The sequence below is a fragment of the Anaeromassilibacillus sp. SJQ-1 genome, assembly GCF_046693725.1.
Taxonomy (GTDB): Bacteria; Bacillota; Clostridia; order Oscillospirales; family Acutalibacteraceae; genus Anaeromassilibacillus.
Genome location: NZ_JBKEIV010000010.1, coordinates 130,265 through 146,384, shown reverse-complemented (window position 1 = coordinate 146,384; position 16,120 = coordinate 130,265). Strand labels below are relative to the sequence as shown.

At 49.4% G+C, this 16,120-nt stretch carries 22 protein-coding genes and 1 pseudogene; 20 read left to right on the top strand and 3 right to left on the bottom strand.

Annotated features, from left to right (window positions below; genetic code table 11):
- Positions 1–17 precede the first annotated feature (17 nt).
- The 20 genes and pseudogenes from plsX to ACGCCZ_RS03640 all read left to right on the top strand — a co-directional run bounded on the left by plsX (position 18) and on the right by ACGCCZ_RS03640 (position 15,180).
- Positions 18–1,040, top strand: coding sequence for a phosphate acyltransferase PlsX (gene plsX, locus ACGCCZ_RS03735; RefSeq protein ID WP_054323665.1), 1,023 nt, complete (start codon positions 18–20; stop codon positions 1,038–1,040).
- A gap of 18 nt (positions 1,041–1,058) precedes the next feature.
- Positions 1,059–1,739 (top strand): ribonuclease III, encoded by a 681-nt coding sequence (gene rnc / locus ACGCCZ_RS03730; RefSeq protein WP_085531907.1) that lies wholly within the window; start codon positions 1,059–1,061, stop codon positions 1,737–1,739.
- Entirely contained in the window at positions 1,736–2,761 is a 1,026-nt protein-coding gene (locus ACGCCZ_RS03725) for an elongator complex protein 3 (RefSeq protein ID WP_411655314.1), read from the top strand. The genes rnc and ACGCCZ_RS03725 overlap by 4 nt, the downstream gene beginning before the upstream one ends.
- A pseudogene (locus ACGCCZ_RS03720) lies at positions 2,752–3,619 on the top strand (chromosome segregation SMC family protein); the annotation flags it as partial. The gene ACGCCZ_RS03725 and the pseudogene ACGCCZ_RS03720, both read left to right, overlap by 10 nt.
- 10 nt (positions 3,620–3,629) lie before the next feature.
- Entirely contained in the window at positions 3,630–4,064 is a 435-nt protein-coding gene (locus tag ACGCCZ_RS03715; protein ID WP_411655313.1) for a hypothetical protein, read from the top strand.
- Complete coding sequence (locus tag ACGCCZ_RS03710) at positions 3,961–4,557, top strand: hypothetical protein (RefSeq protein ID WP_411655312.1); 597 nt, start codon at positions 3,961–3,963, stop codon at positions 4,555–4,557. The genes ACGCCZ_RS03715 and ACGCCZ_RS03710 overlap by 104 nt, the downstream gene beginning before the upstream one ends.
- A complete protein-coding gene (locus ACGCCZ_RS03705; RefSeq protein WP_411655311.1) occupies positions 4,536–5,156 on the top strand; it encodes a hypothetical protein in 621 nt (206 codons plus the stop codon). The genes ACGCCZ_RS03710 and ACGCCZ_RS03705 overlap by 22 nt, the downstream gene beginning before the upstream one ends.
- On the top strand, positions 5,128–5,538 hold the full coding sequence (locus tag ACGCCZ_RS03700; RefSeq protein WP_411655310.1) for a hypothetical protein: 411 nt from the start codon (positions 5,128–5,130) through the stop codon (positions 5,536–5,538). The genes ACGCCZ_RS03705 and ACGCCZ_RS03700 overlap by 29 nt, the downstream gene beginning before the upstream one ends.
- Positions 5,526–5,750, top strand: coding sequence for a hypothetical protein (locus ACGCCZ_RS03695; RefSeq protein WP_411655309.1), 225 nt, complete (start codon positions 5,526–5,528; stop codon positions 5,748–5,750). The genes ACGCCZ_RS03700 and ACGCCZ_RS03695 overlap by 13 nt, the downstream gene beginning before the upstream one ends.
- Positions 5,728–6,297, top strand: coding sequence for a hypothetical protein (locus ACGCCZ_RS03690; protein WP_411655308.1), 570 nt, complete (start codon positions 5,728–5,730; stop codon positions 6,295–6,297). The genes ACGCCZ_RS03695 and ACGCCZ_RS03690 overlap by 23 nt, the downstream gene beginning before the upstream one ends.
- 83 nt (positions 6,298–6,380) lie before the next feature.
- Entirely contained in the window at positions 6,381–7,289 is a 909-nt protein-coding gene (gene ftsY, locus ACGCCZ_RS03685; protein WP_085531913.1) for a signal recognition particle-docking protein FtsY, read from the top strand.
- 13 nt (positions 7,290–7,302) lie between these two features.
- The gene (gene rdgB / locus ACGCCZ_RS03680; RefSeq protein WP_085531915.1) at positions 7,303–7,881 is read left to right on the top strand and encodes an RdgB/HAM1 family non-canonical purine NTP pyrophosphatase; all 579 of its coding nucleotides are present in this window, start codon (positions 7,303–7,305) and stop codon (positions 7,879–7,881) included.
- On the top strand, positions 7,871–8,404 hold the full coding sequence (locus ACGCCZ_RS03675) for a GNAT family N-acetyltransferase (RefSeq protein WP_054323664.1): 534 nt from the start codon (positions 7,871–7,873) through the stop codon (positions 8,402–8,404). The genes rdgB and ACGCCZ_RS03675 overlap by 11 nt, the downstream gene beginning before the upstream one ends.
- A 21-nt stretch (positions 8,405–8,425) precedes the next feature.
- A complete protein-coding gene (locus ACGCCZ_RS03670) occupies positions 8,426–8,731 on the top strand; it encodes a YhbY family RNA-binding protein (protein ID WP_054323663.1) in 306 nt (101 codons plus the stop codon).
- Between the two features lie 24 nt (positions 8,732–8,755).
- Entirely contained in the window at positions 8,756–9,358 is a 603-nt protein-coding gene (nadD, locus tag ACGCCZ_RS03665) for a nicotinate (nicotinamide) nucleotide adenylyltransferase (RefSeq protein ID WP_054323662.1), read from the top strand.
- Positions 9,359–9,378: 20 nt separating this feature from the next.
- Positions 9,379–9,951, top strand: coding sequence for a bis(5'-nucleosyl)-tetraphosphatase (symmetrical) YqeK (gene yqeK / locus ACGCCZ_RS03660; protein WP_085531919.1), 573 nt, complete (start codon positions 9,379–9,381; stop codon positions 9,949–9,951).
- A gap of 23 nt (positions 9,952–9,974) precedes the next feature.
- Entirely contained in the window at positions 9,975–10,343 is a 369-nt protein-coding gene (gene rsfS, locus ACGCCZ_RS03655; RefSeq protein WP_054323661.1) for a ribosome silencing factor, read from the top strand.
- 21 nt (positions 10,344–10,364) lie between these two features.
- Complete coding sequence (leuS, locus tag ACGCCZ_RS03650; RefSeq protein ID WP_054323719.1) at positions 10,365–12,779, top strand: leucine--tRNA ligase; 2,415 nt, start codon at positions 10,365–10,367, stop codon at positions 12,777–12,779.
- A 390-nt stretch (positions 12,780–13,169) separates the two neighbouring features.
- Positions 13,170–13,556 carry a BlaI/MecI/CopY family transcriptional regulator gene (locus ACGCCZ_RS03645; protein WP_054323660.1) on the top strand — a complete coding sequence of 129 codons (387 nt, stop codon included), beginning with the start codon at positions 13,170–13,172 and terminating at the stop codon, positions 13,554–13,556.
- Positions 13,549–15,180 carry a M56 family metallopeptidase gene (locus ACGCCZ_RS03640; RefSeq protein WP_411655307.1) on the top strand — a complete coding sequence of 544 codons (1,632 nt, stop codon included), beginning with the start codon at positions 13,549–13,551 and terminating at the stop codon, positions 15,178–15,180. Before ACGCCZ_RS03645 ends, ACGCCZ_RS03640 begins: the two co-directional genes overlap by 8 nt.
- Before the next feature lie 191 nt (positions 15,181–15,371).
- On the opposite strand, the gene ACGCCZ_RS03635 is transcribed toward ACGCCZ_RS03640, so the two are convergent.
- From ACGCCZ_RS03635 to ACGCCZ_RS03625, 3 genes are read right to left on the bottom strand one after another with little or no spacing between them, the layout of a single operon-like run.
- Positions 15,372–15,500: a hypothetical protein gene (locus tag ACGCCZ_RS03635; RefSeq protein WP_411655306.1), complete on the bottom strand. Its 129-nt coding sequence runs from the start codon at positions 15,498–15,500 to the stop codon at positions 15,372–15,374.
- The gene (locus ACGCCZ_RS03630) at positions 15,469–15,651 is read right to left on the bottom strand and encodes a DUF1294 domain-containing protein (RefSeq protein WP_411655305.1); all 183 of its coding nucleotides are present in this window, start codon (positions 15,649–15,651) and stop codon (positions 15,469–15,471) included. Before ACGCCZ_RS03630 ends, ACGCCZ_RS03635 begins: the two co-directional genes overlap by 32 nt.
- A complete protein-coding gene (locus ACGCCZ_RS03625) occupies positions 15,648–15,947 on the bottom strand; it encodes a zinc-ribbon domain-containing protein (protein ID WP_411655342.1) in 300 nt (99 codons plus the stop codon). The genes ACGCCZ_RS03630 and ACGCCZ_RS03625 overlap by 4 nt, the downstream gene beginning before the upstream one ends.
- Between the last annotated feature and the right edge of the window lie 173 nt (positions 15,948–16,120).

The window sequence follows — 16,120 nt, the reverse complement described above, 5'->3', positions numbered from 1 at the left end:
GGCAGGAGGTAATCGCGATGAAGATTATAGTGGATGCTTTCGGCGGCGACAATGCGCCCTTGGAAATTTTGAAGGGTTGTGCGGAAGCTGTAAACGAGCTGGATATCGACATCCTGCTTACTGGTAGCGAAGCGGAGATCCGCCGTGTGGCGAACGAGAACAACATTTCGCTGAACCGCATGGAGATTGCAGATACCCCGGATGTGATTACCATGGAGGATCATGCGGGCGATATTCTGAAGGAAAAATCCAATAGTTCCATGGCTTTGGGATTGAAGCTTCTTGCAGAGGGCAAGGGCGACGGTTTTCTCTCGGGCGGCAACTCAGGAGCCCTTGTAGTCGGTACAACCATGATTGTCAAGCGTATTAAGAACATCAAGCGAGTGGCTTTTGCGCCAGTTTTGCCGAAGGAAAAGGGATTTTTCATGTTGATTGACAGCGGGGCCAATGTCGATTGTAAGCCGGAGATGTTGCGTCAATTCGGTGTGATGGGCTCAATTTACATGAACAAGGTAATGAACGTCTCCAATCCGCGTGTGGGCTTGGCCAATATCGGTACGGAGGAACATAAGGGCGGCGATTTGCAGCATGAGGCCTATGCGTTGTTGAAGAGTTCCGGGTTGAACTTTGTTGGGAATATTGAAGCGCGCGAGGTACCGCGCGATGCCGCCGATGTGGTTGTGACGGATGGTTTTACCGGGAACATGCTGCTCAAGATGTATGAGGGTGTGACCACGGTCATGATGCAGTTGTTCAAGGGAATTTTCTTCAAGAATTGGAAAAATAAGCTGGCGGCCTCCGTGCTTTTAGGGGATATTAAAGATCTCAAAAAGACCATGGATTATAACGAATACGGCGGGGCGCCGATCATGGGAGCAGCAAAGCCGGTGTTCAAGACCCACGGAAGTGCTAAGGCAAAGACCGTGAAAAATGCACTTCGTTTGACAAAGTCCTATATCGCTGGAAATGTTGTGGATGAAATCGCCGCTGCCGTGGCAGCCTATAAGGAGAGCCAGACGAAGGAGAATCAGGCGGACTAATTGGCAGGAGGCCGAGAGATGGACTATAGAGCATTTGAAGAAAAGTTAGGGCATCATTTTCACAATAAGAAGTATCTAGTCACAGCGTTGACCCACTCCTCCTATGCGAATGAAGCAAAAGGGAAAGAAGAAAGCAATGAGCGCTTGGAATTTTTAGGAGATTCTGTTTTAGGGTTTGTTGTGGCGGATTATTTGTTTAAAAACTACACGGAATTTCCAGAGGGCGATCTCACCAAAAACCGCGCTGCTTTGGTATGTGAAAAGGCATGCTGTGGATTTGCAAAACAGATTGATCTTGGAAATTACCTGCGGTTGAGCCATGGAGAACAGAATTCTGGCGGACGCACCCGTTCCTCCATTTTAGCGGATGCTTTCGAAGCCGTAATTGCAGCGATTTATCTGGATGCGGGGATGGAGGAAGCTCGCAGCTTTATCCTGCGTTTTGTGTTGCCCATGCTCAAAACCCAGAAGCCCAAAGCTTTTAAGGATTATAAAACCGCATTGCAGGAGATCATCCAACAGAATCCGGAAGAGCATCTGGAATATGTGCTCACAGGGGAAAGCGGTCCCGACCACGACAAGCATTTCACTGTAGAGGTACACCTCAACAGCAATGTGATTGGCAAAGGCGGCGGACGTAGTAAAAAAGAAGCGGAGCAGCAGGCTGCCCGCGAGGCATTGGAGCTGATGGGCTATTGAGACATGCCAATGTGGCGATTTTTGTACCGCACAACGGCTGCCCGCACCAGTGCAGCTTTTGTAACCAGCGGAGCATCACTGGCCAGCGGGAACAACCAACACCGGATGATGTACGTAGAGTGGTCCAAAAAGCCAAGGAATGCCTGAACGGCGAAGAGCAGGCGGAAATTGCCTTCTTTGGGGGAAGTTTTACGGCAATCGACCGGGGATACATGGTTGCCCTTTTAGAAGCAGCCGTACCGTTTGTGCGGGAGGGGTCCTTTATGGGAATTCGGATTTCAACCCGTCCGGATGCGATTGACCGTCAAATTCTCGCCCTGTTGAGGACATACGGCGTGACCTCGATCGAACTCGGTGCACAAAGTATGGACGATTGTGTGCTTGCCTGTAACGGAAGGGGGCATACAGCCGTACAAGTGGAGGAAGCCGCCGCATGTATCCGTTCGGAAGGATTTTCTCTGGGGCTACAGATGATGACCGGTCTTTATGGCGACACGCCTGCAGGAGCAAAACAGACAGCACACAGGCTTGCGGCCTTAGAGCCCGATACGATGCGAATCTATCCGACAATTGTGATGCGCGGTACGGACTTGGAAAGGAAATATCGCGCGGGTGACTATTTGCCCATGCCGTTAGAAGATGCAGTGAACCTTTGTGCGGAACTGTTGGAGGGGTTTGAGCGCCAGGGAATTCGTGTGATTCGTTTGGGATTGCACAGTACGCCCGAACTTGAGAGAGATCGTGTAGCAGGTCCGTGGCATCCAGCCTTTCGGGAGCTCTGTGAAAGCAGGCGCATCTTCAATGGCCTTTTAAGAGCGTTGGAAGAAAATCTTATTTACAATGCAACTATTAAAATCAAAGTAAATCCAAAATGGCGATCAAAAGTTGTCGGCCAAAAACGCGCAAATGTAATGGAGCTGCTTAAAAGAGGGTATACCGCTTATGTGGTGGAGGCCCCCACCGTGTTGGAAAATCAATTGGTTATTGCCTCTTCGAAGAAGGATGTGACAGTTTGCTTTTAAAATCGTTGGAAATACAAGGATTTAAGACGTTTTCCGGATAAAACGACCCTTCGGTTCGACCGCGGTATCACGGCGGTGGTGGGGCCGAATGGAAGCGGCAAAAGCAATATCAGCGATGCGGTAAGATGGGTGCTGGGAGAGCAATCCACCCGTACTCTGCGTTGTACCCGGATGGAAGACGTGATCTTCAACGGGACGCCAGCGAGAAAGCCCCAGGGGTTTGCCGAAGTGACGCTCACCATTGACAACGCCGACCGGCGTTTGGACTTTGACAGCGATACAGTAGCGGTGACGCGCCGGTATTACCGCTCCGGCGATAGCGAATATCTCATCAATAAAGTGGCTGTTCGTCTGCGCGATATCAATGAACTGTTCATGGATACCGGTTTGGGCCGTGATGGATATTCGATAATTGGGCAAGGGAAGATCGATAGCATCGTTGGCGCACGCAGTGAAGATCGGCGTGAAATCTTTGAAGAAGCAGCGGGTATTTCCCGCTTTCGCTATCGGAAAGAAGAATCCGAACGCCGTCTGAATCAGGCGGAGGAAAATCTGTTGCGCCTGCGGGACATTCTCGCCGAACTAGAAGACCGTGTTGGGCCTTTGAAGGAGCAAGCTGAAAAGGCGCAGCGTTATTTGGAATTTGCCTCTGAAAAACGTACACTCGAAATTGGCCTGTGGCTCAATACACTGGAACGTTCCGGACATGTCCTTCGGGAACACGACGACCGGATTGTGATTGCCAAAAGCCACTATGACGAATTGGAGACACAGCTGGCAGCGATTGAGCAGCAAATCGAGGAAGATTTTACGCAGGCAAATGCCTGTACTGCGCGCGTGGACGAGGCCCGTCAAGAGGCTGGCACACTTGGAAGAAGCAGCTGTTGCCAAAGATGGGGAGGCTTCCGTCCTTGCAAACGACATTTTACATAACCGCGAGAATATTGCCCGCATAGAACGAGAGATTGCGCAGTCTGACCAGTCTGGCAAGGACATGGAGGAGGAGATTGCGCGAAAATCTGCGGAAATTGCGGAAAAGACTGCGTTTATTGAGGCAAAAGAGGCGGAGAGCGCTGCCTGTATGAAGCGGTTGGAAGAGATCCGCAAAGGAATGGGAGAGACGGCGGCGAAAAATAGACGACTATTCCCGACAGATTCGTGCATTGTCCGCAGAATCGACACAACAAAAGTTGGCTTCCATGACAGCTGCGTCGACCATTGCGGAGATTCAGCTGCGGATGCAAACCGTCGACCAAACGCTTGCGGAAAAGCACGAACGTGCAGAGGCGTTAGAGCAAAGTGATGCGGATTTTACAAAGATGCTGGCGGATAGCCAGGAGCGCATACAAGCGCTCTCCAATGCGGTAAAAGGTTATGAACTGCGGCTCAATTCCCGCCGGCAACGCGCTGAAACGGCCAAACAGCAGAGTGAAAAGCTCAATTTAGATGCCAATGAATGTGCGCGCCGTGCACGCCTGTTGGAGGATTTGGAGCGCAATTTGGAAGGTTTTTCCCAGAGCGTCAAACTTGTGATGAAAGAGGCAAAGCATGGGACGCTTCCGGGAATTCATGGGCCGGTTTCCCGCCTAATTAAAGTGCCACGTGAATATGCGGTGGCAATTGAAACCGCTTTGGGCCCGGCCATGCAAAATGTCGTGGTGGGCAGCGAGCAGGATGCAAAGCGCGCCATCGGCTTTTTGAAACAGAGAGACGGCGGACGTGCGACCTTTCTGCCGCTATCCAATATCCATGGGAATGTGCTCAACGAACCGGGGTGGAGGATTGTCCAGGCGTAGTTGGAATTGCAGGAAAGCTTTGTACCTGTGACGAGCAATACAATGGGATTTTGCATTCCCTCCTGGGGCGGATTGTAGTGGCTGAAGATTTGGATGCTGCCACTGCGGTTGCTCGGCGCTATCGTTACCGTTTCCGCATCGTTACCTTGGATGGCCAGGTAGTCAATACAGGCGGTTCCTTGACCGGCGGTTCTTTGGCCCGAAATTCCGGTCTGTTGAGCCGCGCTTCGGATATTGAACGGATTCGTGCGCAAGCAGATCAGCTCCGTGAAAAAGCGGAGGAGGCCGCTGCTGCTTTGCGCTCTGCCAATGAGGAGGCCAGCGCAGCGGAGGCGGCTCTTGCCGGTGCGCGTGGGGAGTTGGCAACGGCACAGGAAGAGCGCATTCGCATAGAAGCAGAGCATGACCGTGCAAAGGCGGACCGGCGAAACGATTGCGGCAGATCTTGCATCCTTAGCGCAGGAAAAAGCGGTTGCTTCAGAACGTCTGGAGGAACAGCGCGCTGTGCAAAAACAGGCAGAGCAAAAGCTGGAAGAAATGACGATCGAGATTTCCGTGTTACAGGGAAAGATGAACGAGGTCAGTTCCAGCCGCAGTGAACAAAACCAAATCTGTGATGCTCTGTCCGTTGACGTACAGGAGTTGCGCATTGAAAGCCTTTCTGCGCAAAAGGACATTGAATCTCTGCGTGCTGCAATTGCAGACATCGAGCGCAGAAAGGAAGACCGTGTGGGTCACGTGGAGGCATTGCGCCAAGAAATGCAGCGGGTTTATGCTTCTATTGCCAGCTTGCAAGAGCGTATCGAGGACTTGAAACAAGAGGCGGCCTCTCTCCGGGAACAGGCAAAGGCCTCCATTGCGCGAATCGAAGAGCTCAATGCGCAAAGAATGGCCTTTGAAAAACGTCCGCGGAGTTGCGCGCCAAAGAGCGTGAACAGTCTGGCGCGCGGGAGAATGTTGGCCATGAATTGGCCCGTTTAGAGGAACGAAAGGCAAGCCTGCAAAAGGAATACGATGAAATTATCAGCCGCTTGTGGGAAGAATACGAATTGACCCGGCGGGAGGCAGAAGAAATCGCTGGACCCATTGATGATGAGGGGCAAGCGCAAAAGCGTTTGAATGAATTAAAGGGGAAGATCAAGTCTCTGGGAATCCGTCAATGTAGCGGCTGTGGAAGAGTACAAAGAGGTTAGCGAACGATATGCATTCCTGAATTCGCAAGTAGAGGATGTTGAGCAAAGCCGTGACGAGTTGAAGCGTTTAATCGGGGATTTTACCCGTCAGATGCGGGACCTCTTTATAGAACGGTTTCAACAGATCAACACGAACTTTTTGCAGACCTTCAAGGAATTATTCGGAGGTGGAACGGCGGGCCTCTCCCTGACCGATCCGGAGGATATTCTCCGGTCCGGCATAGAGATTTCGGTTCAGCCTCCCGGAAAAATTGTCACCCATTTGGAACTCTTATCCGGCGGGGAAAAAGCGTTGGTGGCGATTGCGCTCTATTTTGCGATTATGAAGGTGAGTCCTCCTCCGTTTTGTATGCTGGATGAGATTGAGGCTGCATTGGACGATGTCATATGTCGACCGTTTTGCGGCCTATCTACGGCGTATGACGGACAATACGCAGTTTATTGTCATCACACACCGCCGCGGAAGTATGGAAGAAGCGGATGTTTTGTATGGCGTTACCATGCAGGACGAGGGTGTGTCGAAGCTCTTGGAGTTGCGTGCGAGTGAAATTGAACAAAAACTGGGGATGGATGCTGCAAAGTAAGCAGCTGTCGTCCTTTGAATTTTTCAGATAGGCAGGTGTAATCATCATGGGTTTATTTTCAAAAATTAAAGAAGGCTTAAAAAAGACCAGGGAAAGCTTTAGCGCATCTTTGGATACGATGCTTGGCTCTTATACAGAAATCGATGAATCTCTCTTTGAACAGCTGGAAGAGTTGCTTGTCATGGCCGACACGGGCGTTCCAACAGCGGAACGTATCTGTGATGAGGTCAAGAAGCGCGTCAAGGAACAGAGGATTACCGATCCAACGCAAATTTTTGAGATGCTGCGGACGACGGTGGCAGAGATGATTGCCGGAGATGAGGAGCTGCATGTCCACACAAAACCTTCGGTGATTTTGGTAATTGGCGTAAACGGCGTGGGAAAAACCACCACAATTGGAAAGATTGCTTCTCGCCTGCGCCAAGAACGAAAACACGTTCTCTTGGCAGCTGCGGACACCTTCCGTGCAGCGGCAATTGAGCAATTGGAGGTCTGGGCAGATCGCAGTGGCAGCGACATTGTGAAGCATCCGGAGGGTTCGGACCCGGCGTCCGTGGTGTATGATGCAATTGCAGCGGCCAAGGCCCGTGGTACGGATGTGGTGATTTGTGATACAGCAGGGCGTCTGCACAATAAGAAAAATTTGATGGATGAATTGGCAAAAATCAACCGCATTATCGACCGTGAGTTGCCCGATGCGGACAAGGAAGTTTTATTGGTTTTGGATGCAACAACCGGCCAGAATGCCGTCAACCAGGCGCGAGAATTCCAAAACGTCGCCAACCTCACCGGGATTGTGCTGACCAAGCTGGACGGTACCGCGCGCGGCGGTGTTGTATTGGCCATTCGTGAGGAGCTCAAGTTGCCGGTGAAGTTTATCGGTGTGGGCGAGCAGGTGGATGATTTGCAGCCATTTGATGCAAGAGCGTTTTCAGAAGCTTTGTTTACACGATAAGGAGGGGCGGCTTGTGAAATATGTAATGGCGACGCACAATCCCAACAAATTGTTGGAGTTGCAGCGAATTTTGGAACCCCTGCATATTGAGGTGACAACAGCCGATTTGCAGGATGTGGAGGAAACCGGCGAGACTTTTGCAGAAAATGCATTTTTGAAGGCAAAGGCAGCCTGTGACCAGACCGGCCTTCCAGCCGTGGCGGATGATTCCGGGCTAGAGGTAGACGCCCTGCATGGAGCGCCGGGAGTGTACTCCGCACGCTATGCCGGACCGGATGCTACGGATGCACAGCGAATGGAGAAGTTGCTGGGGGAGTTGGAAGGGATTCCCGCCGGACAGCGAACAGCGCGATTTGTCAGTGCTATCTGCGTGGTTTATCCGGATGGAAAACGGATCGATGTAGAGGGAACCTGCGAGGGGAGCGTGGCTTTTGCGCCGCGCGGTACGGACGGTTTTGGCTATGATCCGATTTTCCTTGTGGGGGAGAAAACATATGCGGAGTTGACACCAGCGGAAAAGGATGCGGTCAGTCACCGTGGAAAGGCGCTGCGGGAACTAGCTGTACGATTGGAGACGCACCATGGCATTTGAATATTCCATCCACAAGGCCACACAGGAAGACCTGGAACATGTGGCAGAACTATACGATGCGATTTGCAATTATTTGGAATCGACATACAACTATCCCGGCTGGAAACGTGGAGAATATCCTGCGCGGTGGACGGCGGAAGAAGGCCTAAAAAATGGTGAGCTTTATATCTGCACCGATGGGGAAGCCGTTTTAGGAACCTGTATTCTCAATGGTGTACAGCCCGATGGGTATCAGGACATTTGTTGGCAAGAAGGGATTGCGCCCAATGAAGTATTGGTGGTGCACACCTTGGCCGTACATCCGGCTCATTTGCGCAAGGGAGTCTCCGGGCAGCTGCTGCGATTTGCGGAACAGTATGCGCGTGAGCATGGAAAACACAGCATCCGGTTGGACGTATATGAGCGGAATATCCCCGGCGTACAGTTATATGAACAGAACGGATATAGGGTAGCGGGAAAAACAGATTTACATCAGGGGAACAATGGCCCGCAGATTTCTCGTTGTTACGAAAAGATTGTATAAAAGGAAAAAGGAGAACCCGATATGTTGACCAGTAAACAGCGCGCTTATCTCCGCTCGTTGGCAGTGGACATCGATACGATTGTAATGGTAGGCAAGTCAGGGATGAGCCCGGAGCTGACTAAGCAGGCGGATGATGCCCTGACAGCAAGAGAACTCATCAAAGGGAAAGTACTTGAAACGGCTCCTGTGTCTTCGCGCGAAGCAGCAGAAGAGATTGCCGCAGAGGTACACGCCGACGTGGTACAGGTGATTGGCTCAAAGTTTGTTTTGTACCGTAAAAATGAAAAGGAACCGAAAATCACTCTTCCCAAACCGGCAAAAAAGTAATAAAATAGTGAGGAATAGAGCAGCATGAACCGGATTGCGATATTTGGCGGTACCTTTAACCCTATTCACAACGGCCACCTGCATATTGCACAGCAATTTGAAAAGCAATTGCATGTGCAGCGGCTGCTGTTTATTCCGACCTTTGTGCCTCCGCATAAGCAGATATCCGATTTAGCGCCGGCTGAGGATCGACTGGAAATGTGCCGTTTGGCCTGTTTAGGGACATCCTATGAGGTGAGCGACTTAGAAATCCGTCGTGGTGGGCCGAGCTATACAGCGGATACGCTCGCGGAGTTAAAACAGAATAACCCTGGGACAGAGCTCTATTTTATCACAGGGGAGGATATGTTTCTCACATTGGAGCAATGGTATCAGCCGGAGTTGATCTATTCATTGGCGACTATCTGTGCGGCACCGCGCAGTACAGATGGAGTGGATAAGCTTCATGCATATGCAAAGCGGCTTGCTGCGCATGGAGCGAGGGTGATTTTGCAGAATATCGATTATTTGCCGGTTTCCTCGACGATGGTCCGCGATGCGGTGCGTCAGGGGCGATCGATTGATGCGCTGGTCCCACCGAGGGTAGCACATTATATCCAGGAAAACGGCCTGTACCAGCGAAACTGAATCGAAAAGGAAGCGGTAAAATGAGCCATAAGGATTATAAAGCGGTCATCAAACCGTTTTTAAGTGAAAAGCGTTATCGCCATTCTTTGGCAGTTGCAGAAGAAGCGGTACACTTGGCAAAAAAATATGGGGCGGATGAGGAGAAAGCCTATACAGCGGGAATTCTGCACGACATCATGAAAGATATGGACCCAGAAGAACAGCTCAAGCGTATGACACGGTACGACATCATACTGACCGAGGTCGAGCGCAGCGGCCAGAAGCTTTGGCATGCCATGCTGGGAGCAGCCTATGTGGAGAATGAGCTGCACATCGACGACCCGGAGATTTTAAACGCCATTCGGTATCATACCACTGGCCGCGCCCATATGACGTTGTTAGAAAAGGTACTGTTTGTGGCTGATTTTACCTCTTCTGACCGGGACTATCCCGGCGTGGAGGACATTCGCAAAGCGGCCCGAAAGAGTTTGCTGGAGGCCATGCTGTCCGGCATGACTTATACCATCCAGGACTTGACGGAACGCCGTTTAGCAATTCATCCGGATACCATCGCTGCTTACAACGAGGCAGTGCTGGAAGCCCGGGCTATTTAACGCCGATTAAAGGGGAGAAGGATATGACATCATTGGAATTGGCCAAGGCGGCCGTTCAGATACTGGACAAGAAAAAGGGAATGGATCTCAAGCTGATTGGAATTCGGGATATTTCGGTTTTGGCAGACTACTTCGTGATTGCCACTGGTACAAGTAGCACCCACGTAAAGGCGCTGGCAGATGAAGTGGAATTTCAGTTGAAAGAGCAATATGGGGTTTCGACCGAGCACACAGAGGGCTATCGTTCCAATTCCTGGATTCTGTTGGATTACGGCAATGTGATCGTCCATGTCTTTACAGAGGAATCCCGTGCGTTCTACGATTTGGATCGTTTGTGGCAGGACGGCGAAATCGTAGATATTCAGGAGATCCTGAAGGCAAATGAAGAATAAATTTTGGGAGCGAAACAGATCATGAACAAATACGACCATAAGCCAATTGAGAAGAAGTGGCAGGACAAATGGGAAGAGGCGGGAGTTTTCCACGCTTCCAATACGGATACACATAAACCCAAGTATTATGCGTTGATCGAATTCCCATATCCGTCCGGGCAAGGACTTCATGTGGGACATCCGCGTTCTTATACCGCGTTGGATATTGTGTCGCGCAAGCGTCGCTTGCAGGGCTACAATGTTCTGTATCCGATCGGCTGGGATGCGTTTGGCCTGCCGACGGAGAATTATGCGATTAAGAATCACGTTCATCCGGCTATTGTAACGGAAAAGAACATTGCGCGGTTTAAGCAGCAGCTTCAGTCGCTCGGAATTTCGTTTGACTGGTCCCGCGAGATCAATACGACGGACCCGGATTATTACAAGTGGACACAGTGGATTTTTCTCCAGCTTTTCAAGCATGGATTGGCCTATAAAAAGGAAATGTCCGTCAACTGGTGTACCTCCTGCAAATGTGTATTGGCCAACGAAGAGGTGGTTGAGGGCGTCTGCGAGCGCTGTGGCAGCGAAGTGGTGCACAAGGTAAAATCCCAGTGGATGTTGAAAATCACAGAGTATGCACAGCGTTTGATCGACGACCTGGAACTCGTCGACTATCCGGAGCGCGTCAAGGCACAGCAGCGCAATTGGATTGGGCGCTCTACAGGCGCAGAGGTGGACTTTTCCACCACGGCTGGTGATAGACTGACCATCTACACGACACGCCCGGATACGCTTTACGGGGCAACTTATATGGTGATTTCTCCGGAACATCCGCTGATTGAGAAATGGGCGGATCGGATTCAAAATATGGAAGAGGTCCGCGCTTATCAGGCGGAGGCTGCTAAAAAGTCTGACTTTGAGCGAACCGAAGTCGCCAAGGAGAAGACGGGCGTACGTCTGGATGGCGTCATGGCGATCAATCCGGTCAATGAAAAGGAGATCCCGATCTTTATCTCCGACTATGTACTTGTCTCTTACGGCACGGGCGCGATCATGGCCGTACCGGGACACGATACCCGCGACTGGGATTTTGCCAAGAAATTTGGCCTGCCGATCATCGAGGTGGTCAAGGGCGGCGACGTGGAAAAGGAAGCCTTCACAGACTGCGCCACCGGTATCATGGTCAATTCCGGCATTCTGGACGGACTGACCGTCGAAGAGGCCAAGAAAAAGATCATTGCTTTTTTGGAGGAAAAGGGTATTGGCCATGCAAAGGTCAACTTCAAGCTGCGCGACTGGGTATTCTCCCGCCAGCGCTATTGGGGCGAGCCCATCCCGATTGTATATTGCGAGAAGTGCGGCTATGTACCGCTGCCGGAGAGCGAGCTTCCGCTGCGCCTGCCGGACGTAAAATCCTATGAGCCGACGGACAACGGCGAATCCCCGCTGGCCCATATGACGGACTGGGTGAACACAACCTGCCCGCATTGCGGCGGCCCGGCCAAACGCGAGACGGACACAATGCCGCAGTGGGCGGGGTCTTCCTGGTATTTCTTACGGTATATGGACCCGCATAACGACCAGGCATTGGCCAGCCCAGAGGCACTCCGGTACTGGTCCCCGGTTGACTGGTACAACGGCGGAATGGAACATACGACTTTGCACCTGCTGTACAGCCGTTTCTGGCACAAGTTCCTCTACGACATCAAGGTAGTCCCGACGCCGGAACCGTATGCCAAGCGCACCAGCCACGGGATGATTCTCGGGGAAAACGGAGAGAAAATGAGTAAGAGCCGTGGCAATGTAGTCAATCCGGACGATATTGTAAATGAATATGGCGCGGATACGATGCGTCTCTATGAGATGTTTATCGGTGACTTTGAAAAAGCAGCTCCGTGGAGCACGTCCAGTATCAAAGGATGCCGCCGCTTTATCGAGCGCTATTGGAACTTGCAGGGCGTTGTCTGTGATGGAGAGGGAATTCGGGCGAAGATGGAAACGCCTTTCCATCGTACGATCAAGAAAGTCAGCGAGGACATTGAAAACCTGAAGTTTAACACCGCAATTGCGGCGTTGATGAGTTTGCTCAACGACATTGCGGCAGAGAGTTCCATCACCCGCGAGGAGCTGCGTATCTTTACGTTGTTATTGAATCCTTTCGCACCGCATGTAACCGAAGAAGTCTGGAATGCCATGAATTTTGGCGGTATGGTTTGCGAGCAGGAATGGCCAGCCTATGACGAAGCGAAATGTACGGAGGATACGGTCGAGATTGCAGTGCAGATCAATGGCAAGGTGCGTGCGCGTTTGCGTATTGCCGCGGATTTGGCAAAGGACGATGTGTTTGCAGCGGTCAAGGCAGACGAGAAGGTGGCGGCTGAGATTGCCGGGAAAAATATCGTCAAGGAAATCTATGTGCCGGGCAAGCTGGTCAACATTGTAGCGAAGGGCTAATTGGACGATTTAGAATAATTGCGACTCTGTGTGGAGCATTCCATACAGAGTCGTTTTGTATTGTGGGATGTATAAAGGAGCTTGACAAAAGAATAAAATAGCTGAAAACACAGGTGCCAACTTACGTTAAAAACGCTGCCATTGGAGACGATAGGCGGCGTTTTTGCGTACGAGCAAGATACTGACTCATATCAGCTCATTTCGTGCACTTCCAAATATTTTTGCCCGGAAGGAATGGGTTAGGGCAGGTTTTCAAAACCGTGAGCGTATAACGCTTGTCCAGTTTACCGGTTAGCGAAAGAAAAAACGTACGAGAAAGACGTTGACAAGCGTATAAGACAGATGTATTATATAATTAATAATACATCTGTCTTATTGGAGGTGAAAATTTTGGAGACAAGGGTTGATAAAATCTCAGATACGGAGGCGGAAATTATGAAAGTGGTTTGGAACAAGGGGGGACCTACCACATACGCTGAAATCCGCTCTGCGTTGAGCGTGAAGTTTGATATAGGAAATCAGAGTATCCAGACATTACTAAAACGTCTGGTTCAGAAAAAAGTTTTGAAGCAGGAAAAGCGTGAGGTATATTACTATTCTACACTTGTTTCAGAAGCCGATTATGTAAAATCTAAGACTATGGCGCTGCTCGAAAAAGTCTTTGATGGTGACGCAAAGGGCTTGTTATCTGCCCTCGTTAGTTATAAGGAAGTTACCCCGGAAGATTTGGAGGACTTATATAGGTTTTGGCAGAAAGGTAGGGAGATAGATGAATGAGATATTTTTAATAATCCTTTCCCTTTCCATATCCGGCTCTTTAATAGCATTACTCTTACTTTTGCTAAGGCCAATTATTAAAGATCGTTTGAGTAAAATATGGCAGTATTATATTTTTTTGATTGTAATTATTCGGCTTTTGCTTCCATTTGGGCCAGAATTTAGCCTAATGAGAATGATTTTTAATCAGTTTGAAAGCCATATAACAACAACCGATGTCCCTACGTCTGCTTCAGATACGGTTCATTTTTTACGGTTGCCGGACGAAACACCACAAGAGCAAACAAATAATGAGTCTGTTTCCATGGTAACTGCTCAGGAAGATAGGAAAGAAACACTGTTAGGATGGTGGTGGCTTGCGTGGCTCGTTCCTGCCATTTTACTGTTGATCCGGAAGTTGGTCCGTTATTATCGTCAGACACGTTTTATCAAAAATAGTTCGGGTTTAATTGATGATATTCACTTGCTCAATATGTATCGCGAAACTTGCAAAATAATGGGTATCAAACACGCACCAAGCCTCGCAAAAAATGAACGGGTGCCCGCTCCTATGATTGTCGGAATCGTTCAGCCGATGGTTATTCTGCCAGACACAAGCCTAAAAGACACGGATATAAGACTTGTTATGCAACATGAGCTAACCCATTATAAACGGTTGGATATTGTGTATAAATGGCTTGTACAGATTGCACTTTGTATCCATTGGTTTAACCCTGTTGTATATTGGGTCAGTCGTGAGATTAACCGCAACTGCGAGTTATCTTGCGACGAAGCGGTTATTAAGTGTCTAGACAAAAAAAGTAGGTTTGATTACGGAGATATGTTGCTTAACGCAATCAAGATTGACAAAATGCCGTCCCATACAACAGTCTCCCTTCTGTTGAGCGATGATGCAAAACGAATCAAAGAAAGATTAAAAGCGATCATGACATATAAAAAACAGTCGCACAAATTGGTTATGGTTTCTGTGTTATTGGCAGTCTGTTTGCTTTTTGGTGCCGTTTGTGTAGGCTCATATACATCATCGGCGCCTAATTCTGTGCAACAAATACCGACTGATGTCGGTACCCCTAGTGCCAACAACATTACCGGAACACAGACTCAGACAACTCCTTTAGAAGTAGCGAAAAACCCAGCAATCATTGAGGAAATGGAAATGCGGTATTATGAGGACGACGATCCGGACGGTAGATGGCCTTATCTCCACTGGATCATTACCAACAATTCAGATAAGACAATAACCGATTACGAAATGGCCTGTCTTGCATATGACAAAGACGGAAATCCATTAGAACTTATTTGGCAACAAATTGCATTGACAGATGGAAACAAGGTTACTGGATTTACATCTCAAAGTGACGAATCATATGAATGGATCATTACAGAAGCGGAAAAACCATTACTACCGGGTGAAAAAGAAGATTTGAATGGTGGCTGGTCTTTATGGGATGGATGGAACCAGTCGGACGGATCCCATGAAGTAGCTTATGTGCTAGCGTGTATGAAGCAAATCACCTTTGATGACGGGACTGTATGGGAAAACCCGGAGTATCAGAATTGGTTGTCAACATATAAGGCACAAAGTATAGCGCCGGAAATCCTTCATACTTTTTATGGTGCATAATATTCCCATTGGTGATCTCAATGAAAGCGGTGGTTTTATTGGGCACCGCGATTGTACTGTTAATCAAGCGAATCGATAAGATAAAATGAGCCATTGGACGTCGAAAGAACATCGGCGTCCAATGGCTCTATTTTGGCAATTATCAATTATAAAGAGGATTGTTCATGATTTCTGCTACAAAGACGTTCACTTCAATAAAAAGGGACATATCGAATGACTAGAAAAAATATTACCAATTGCCCCACAAAGATCGCCGGAATTCCCCACATGAATTTGCGGTGTTGCGTCTTATGATGGATCAAACGCATGGTTGTATACATTCCCAGGGAACCGCCGAGGATGGATACCCACAAAAGCGTCGGCTTCTGGGACACGCCAACGATGCTGTTGGGCAGCGTGTTTGTCGCGGATTGTCAAAATGATAGCAATCAAATTGATGAAAACCAAATAGTATATAAAACCATATCTCATGGCTTTCCTCCTAAAAAAGTGCCACACTGGGGGCAGTACCGGCTGTTCCACTCCACATTGCATCCACAGTACGGACAACAATGTCGCCCATTTTGCCGCACAAAACGAAGTGTAGTAGGATCTGCCTGGGCATGTGGTTCCCGCTCTAGGCGCCGCCCTTCCTCCTTCGAAAGCTCATAGATGGAGCCACAATAGGGACAGGTCAAAAAATATCGCCTTCGAAATCGAAACAGCGGGATGAAAAAAAGTGTGAACTGATGGAAACTACAGGTGAGAATAGCCCGATACAGTTCCACAGCAGGGAAGTGTACAACACCGAATACCCAGATCGCGCAAACCGCTGACAACACCAAAAATAAAAAACATCCGCCACACCTCTTTTTCACCGCGCAAAATGCTATAGCTGTATCCTACATGATTTGCGCGTTTCTGTCAAACGCTTTGGGGTACAATGGAAATCGGAAGCGGT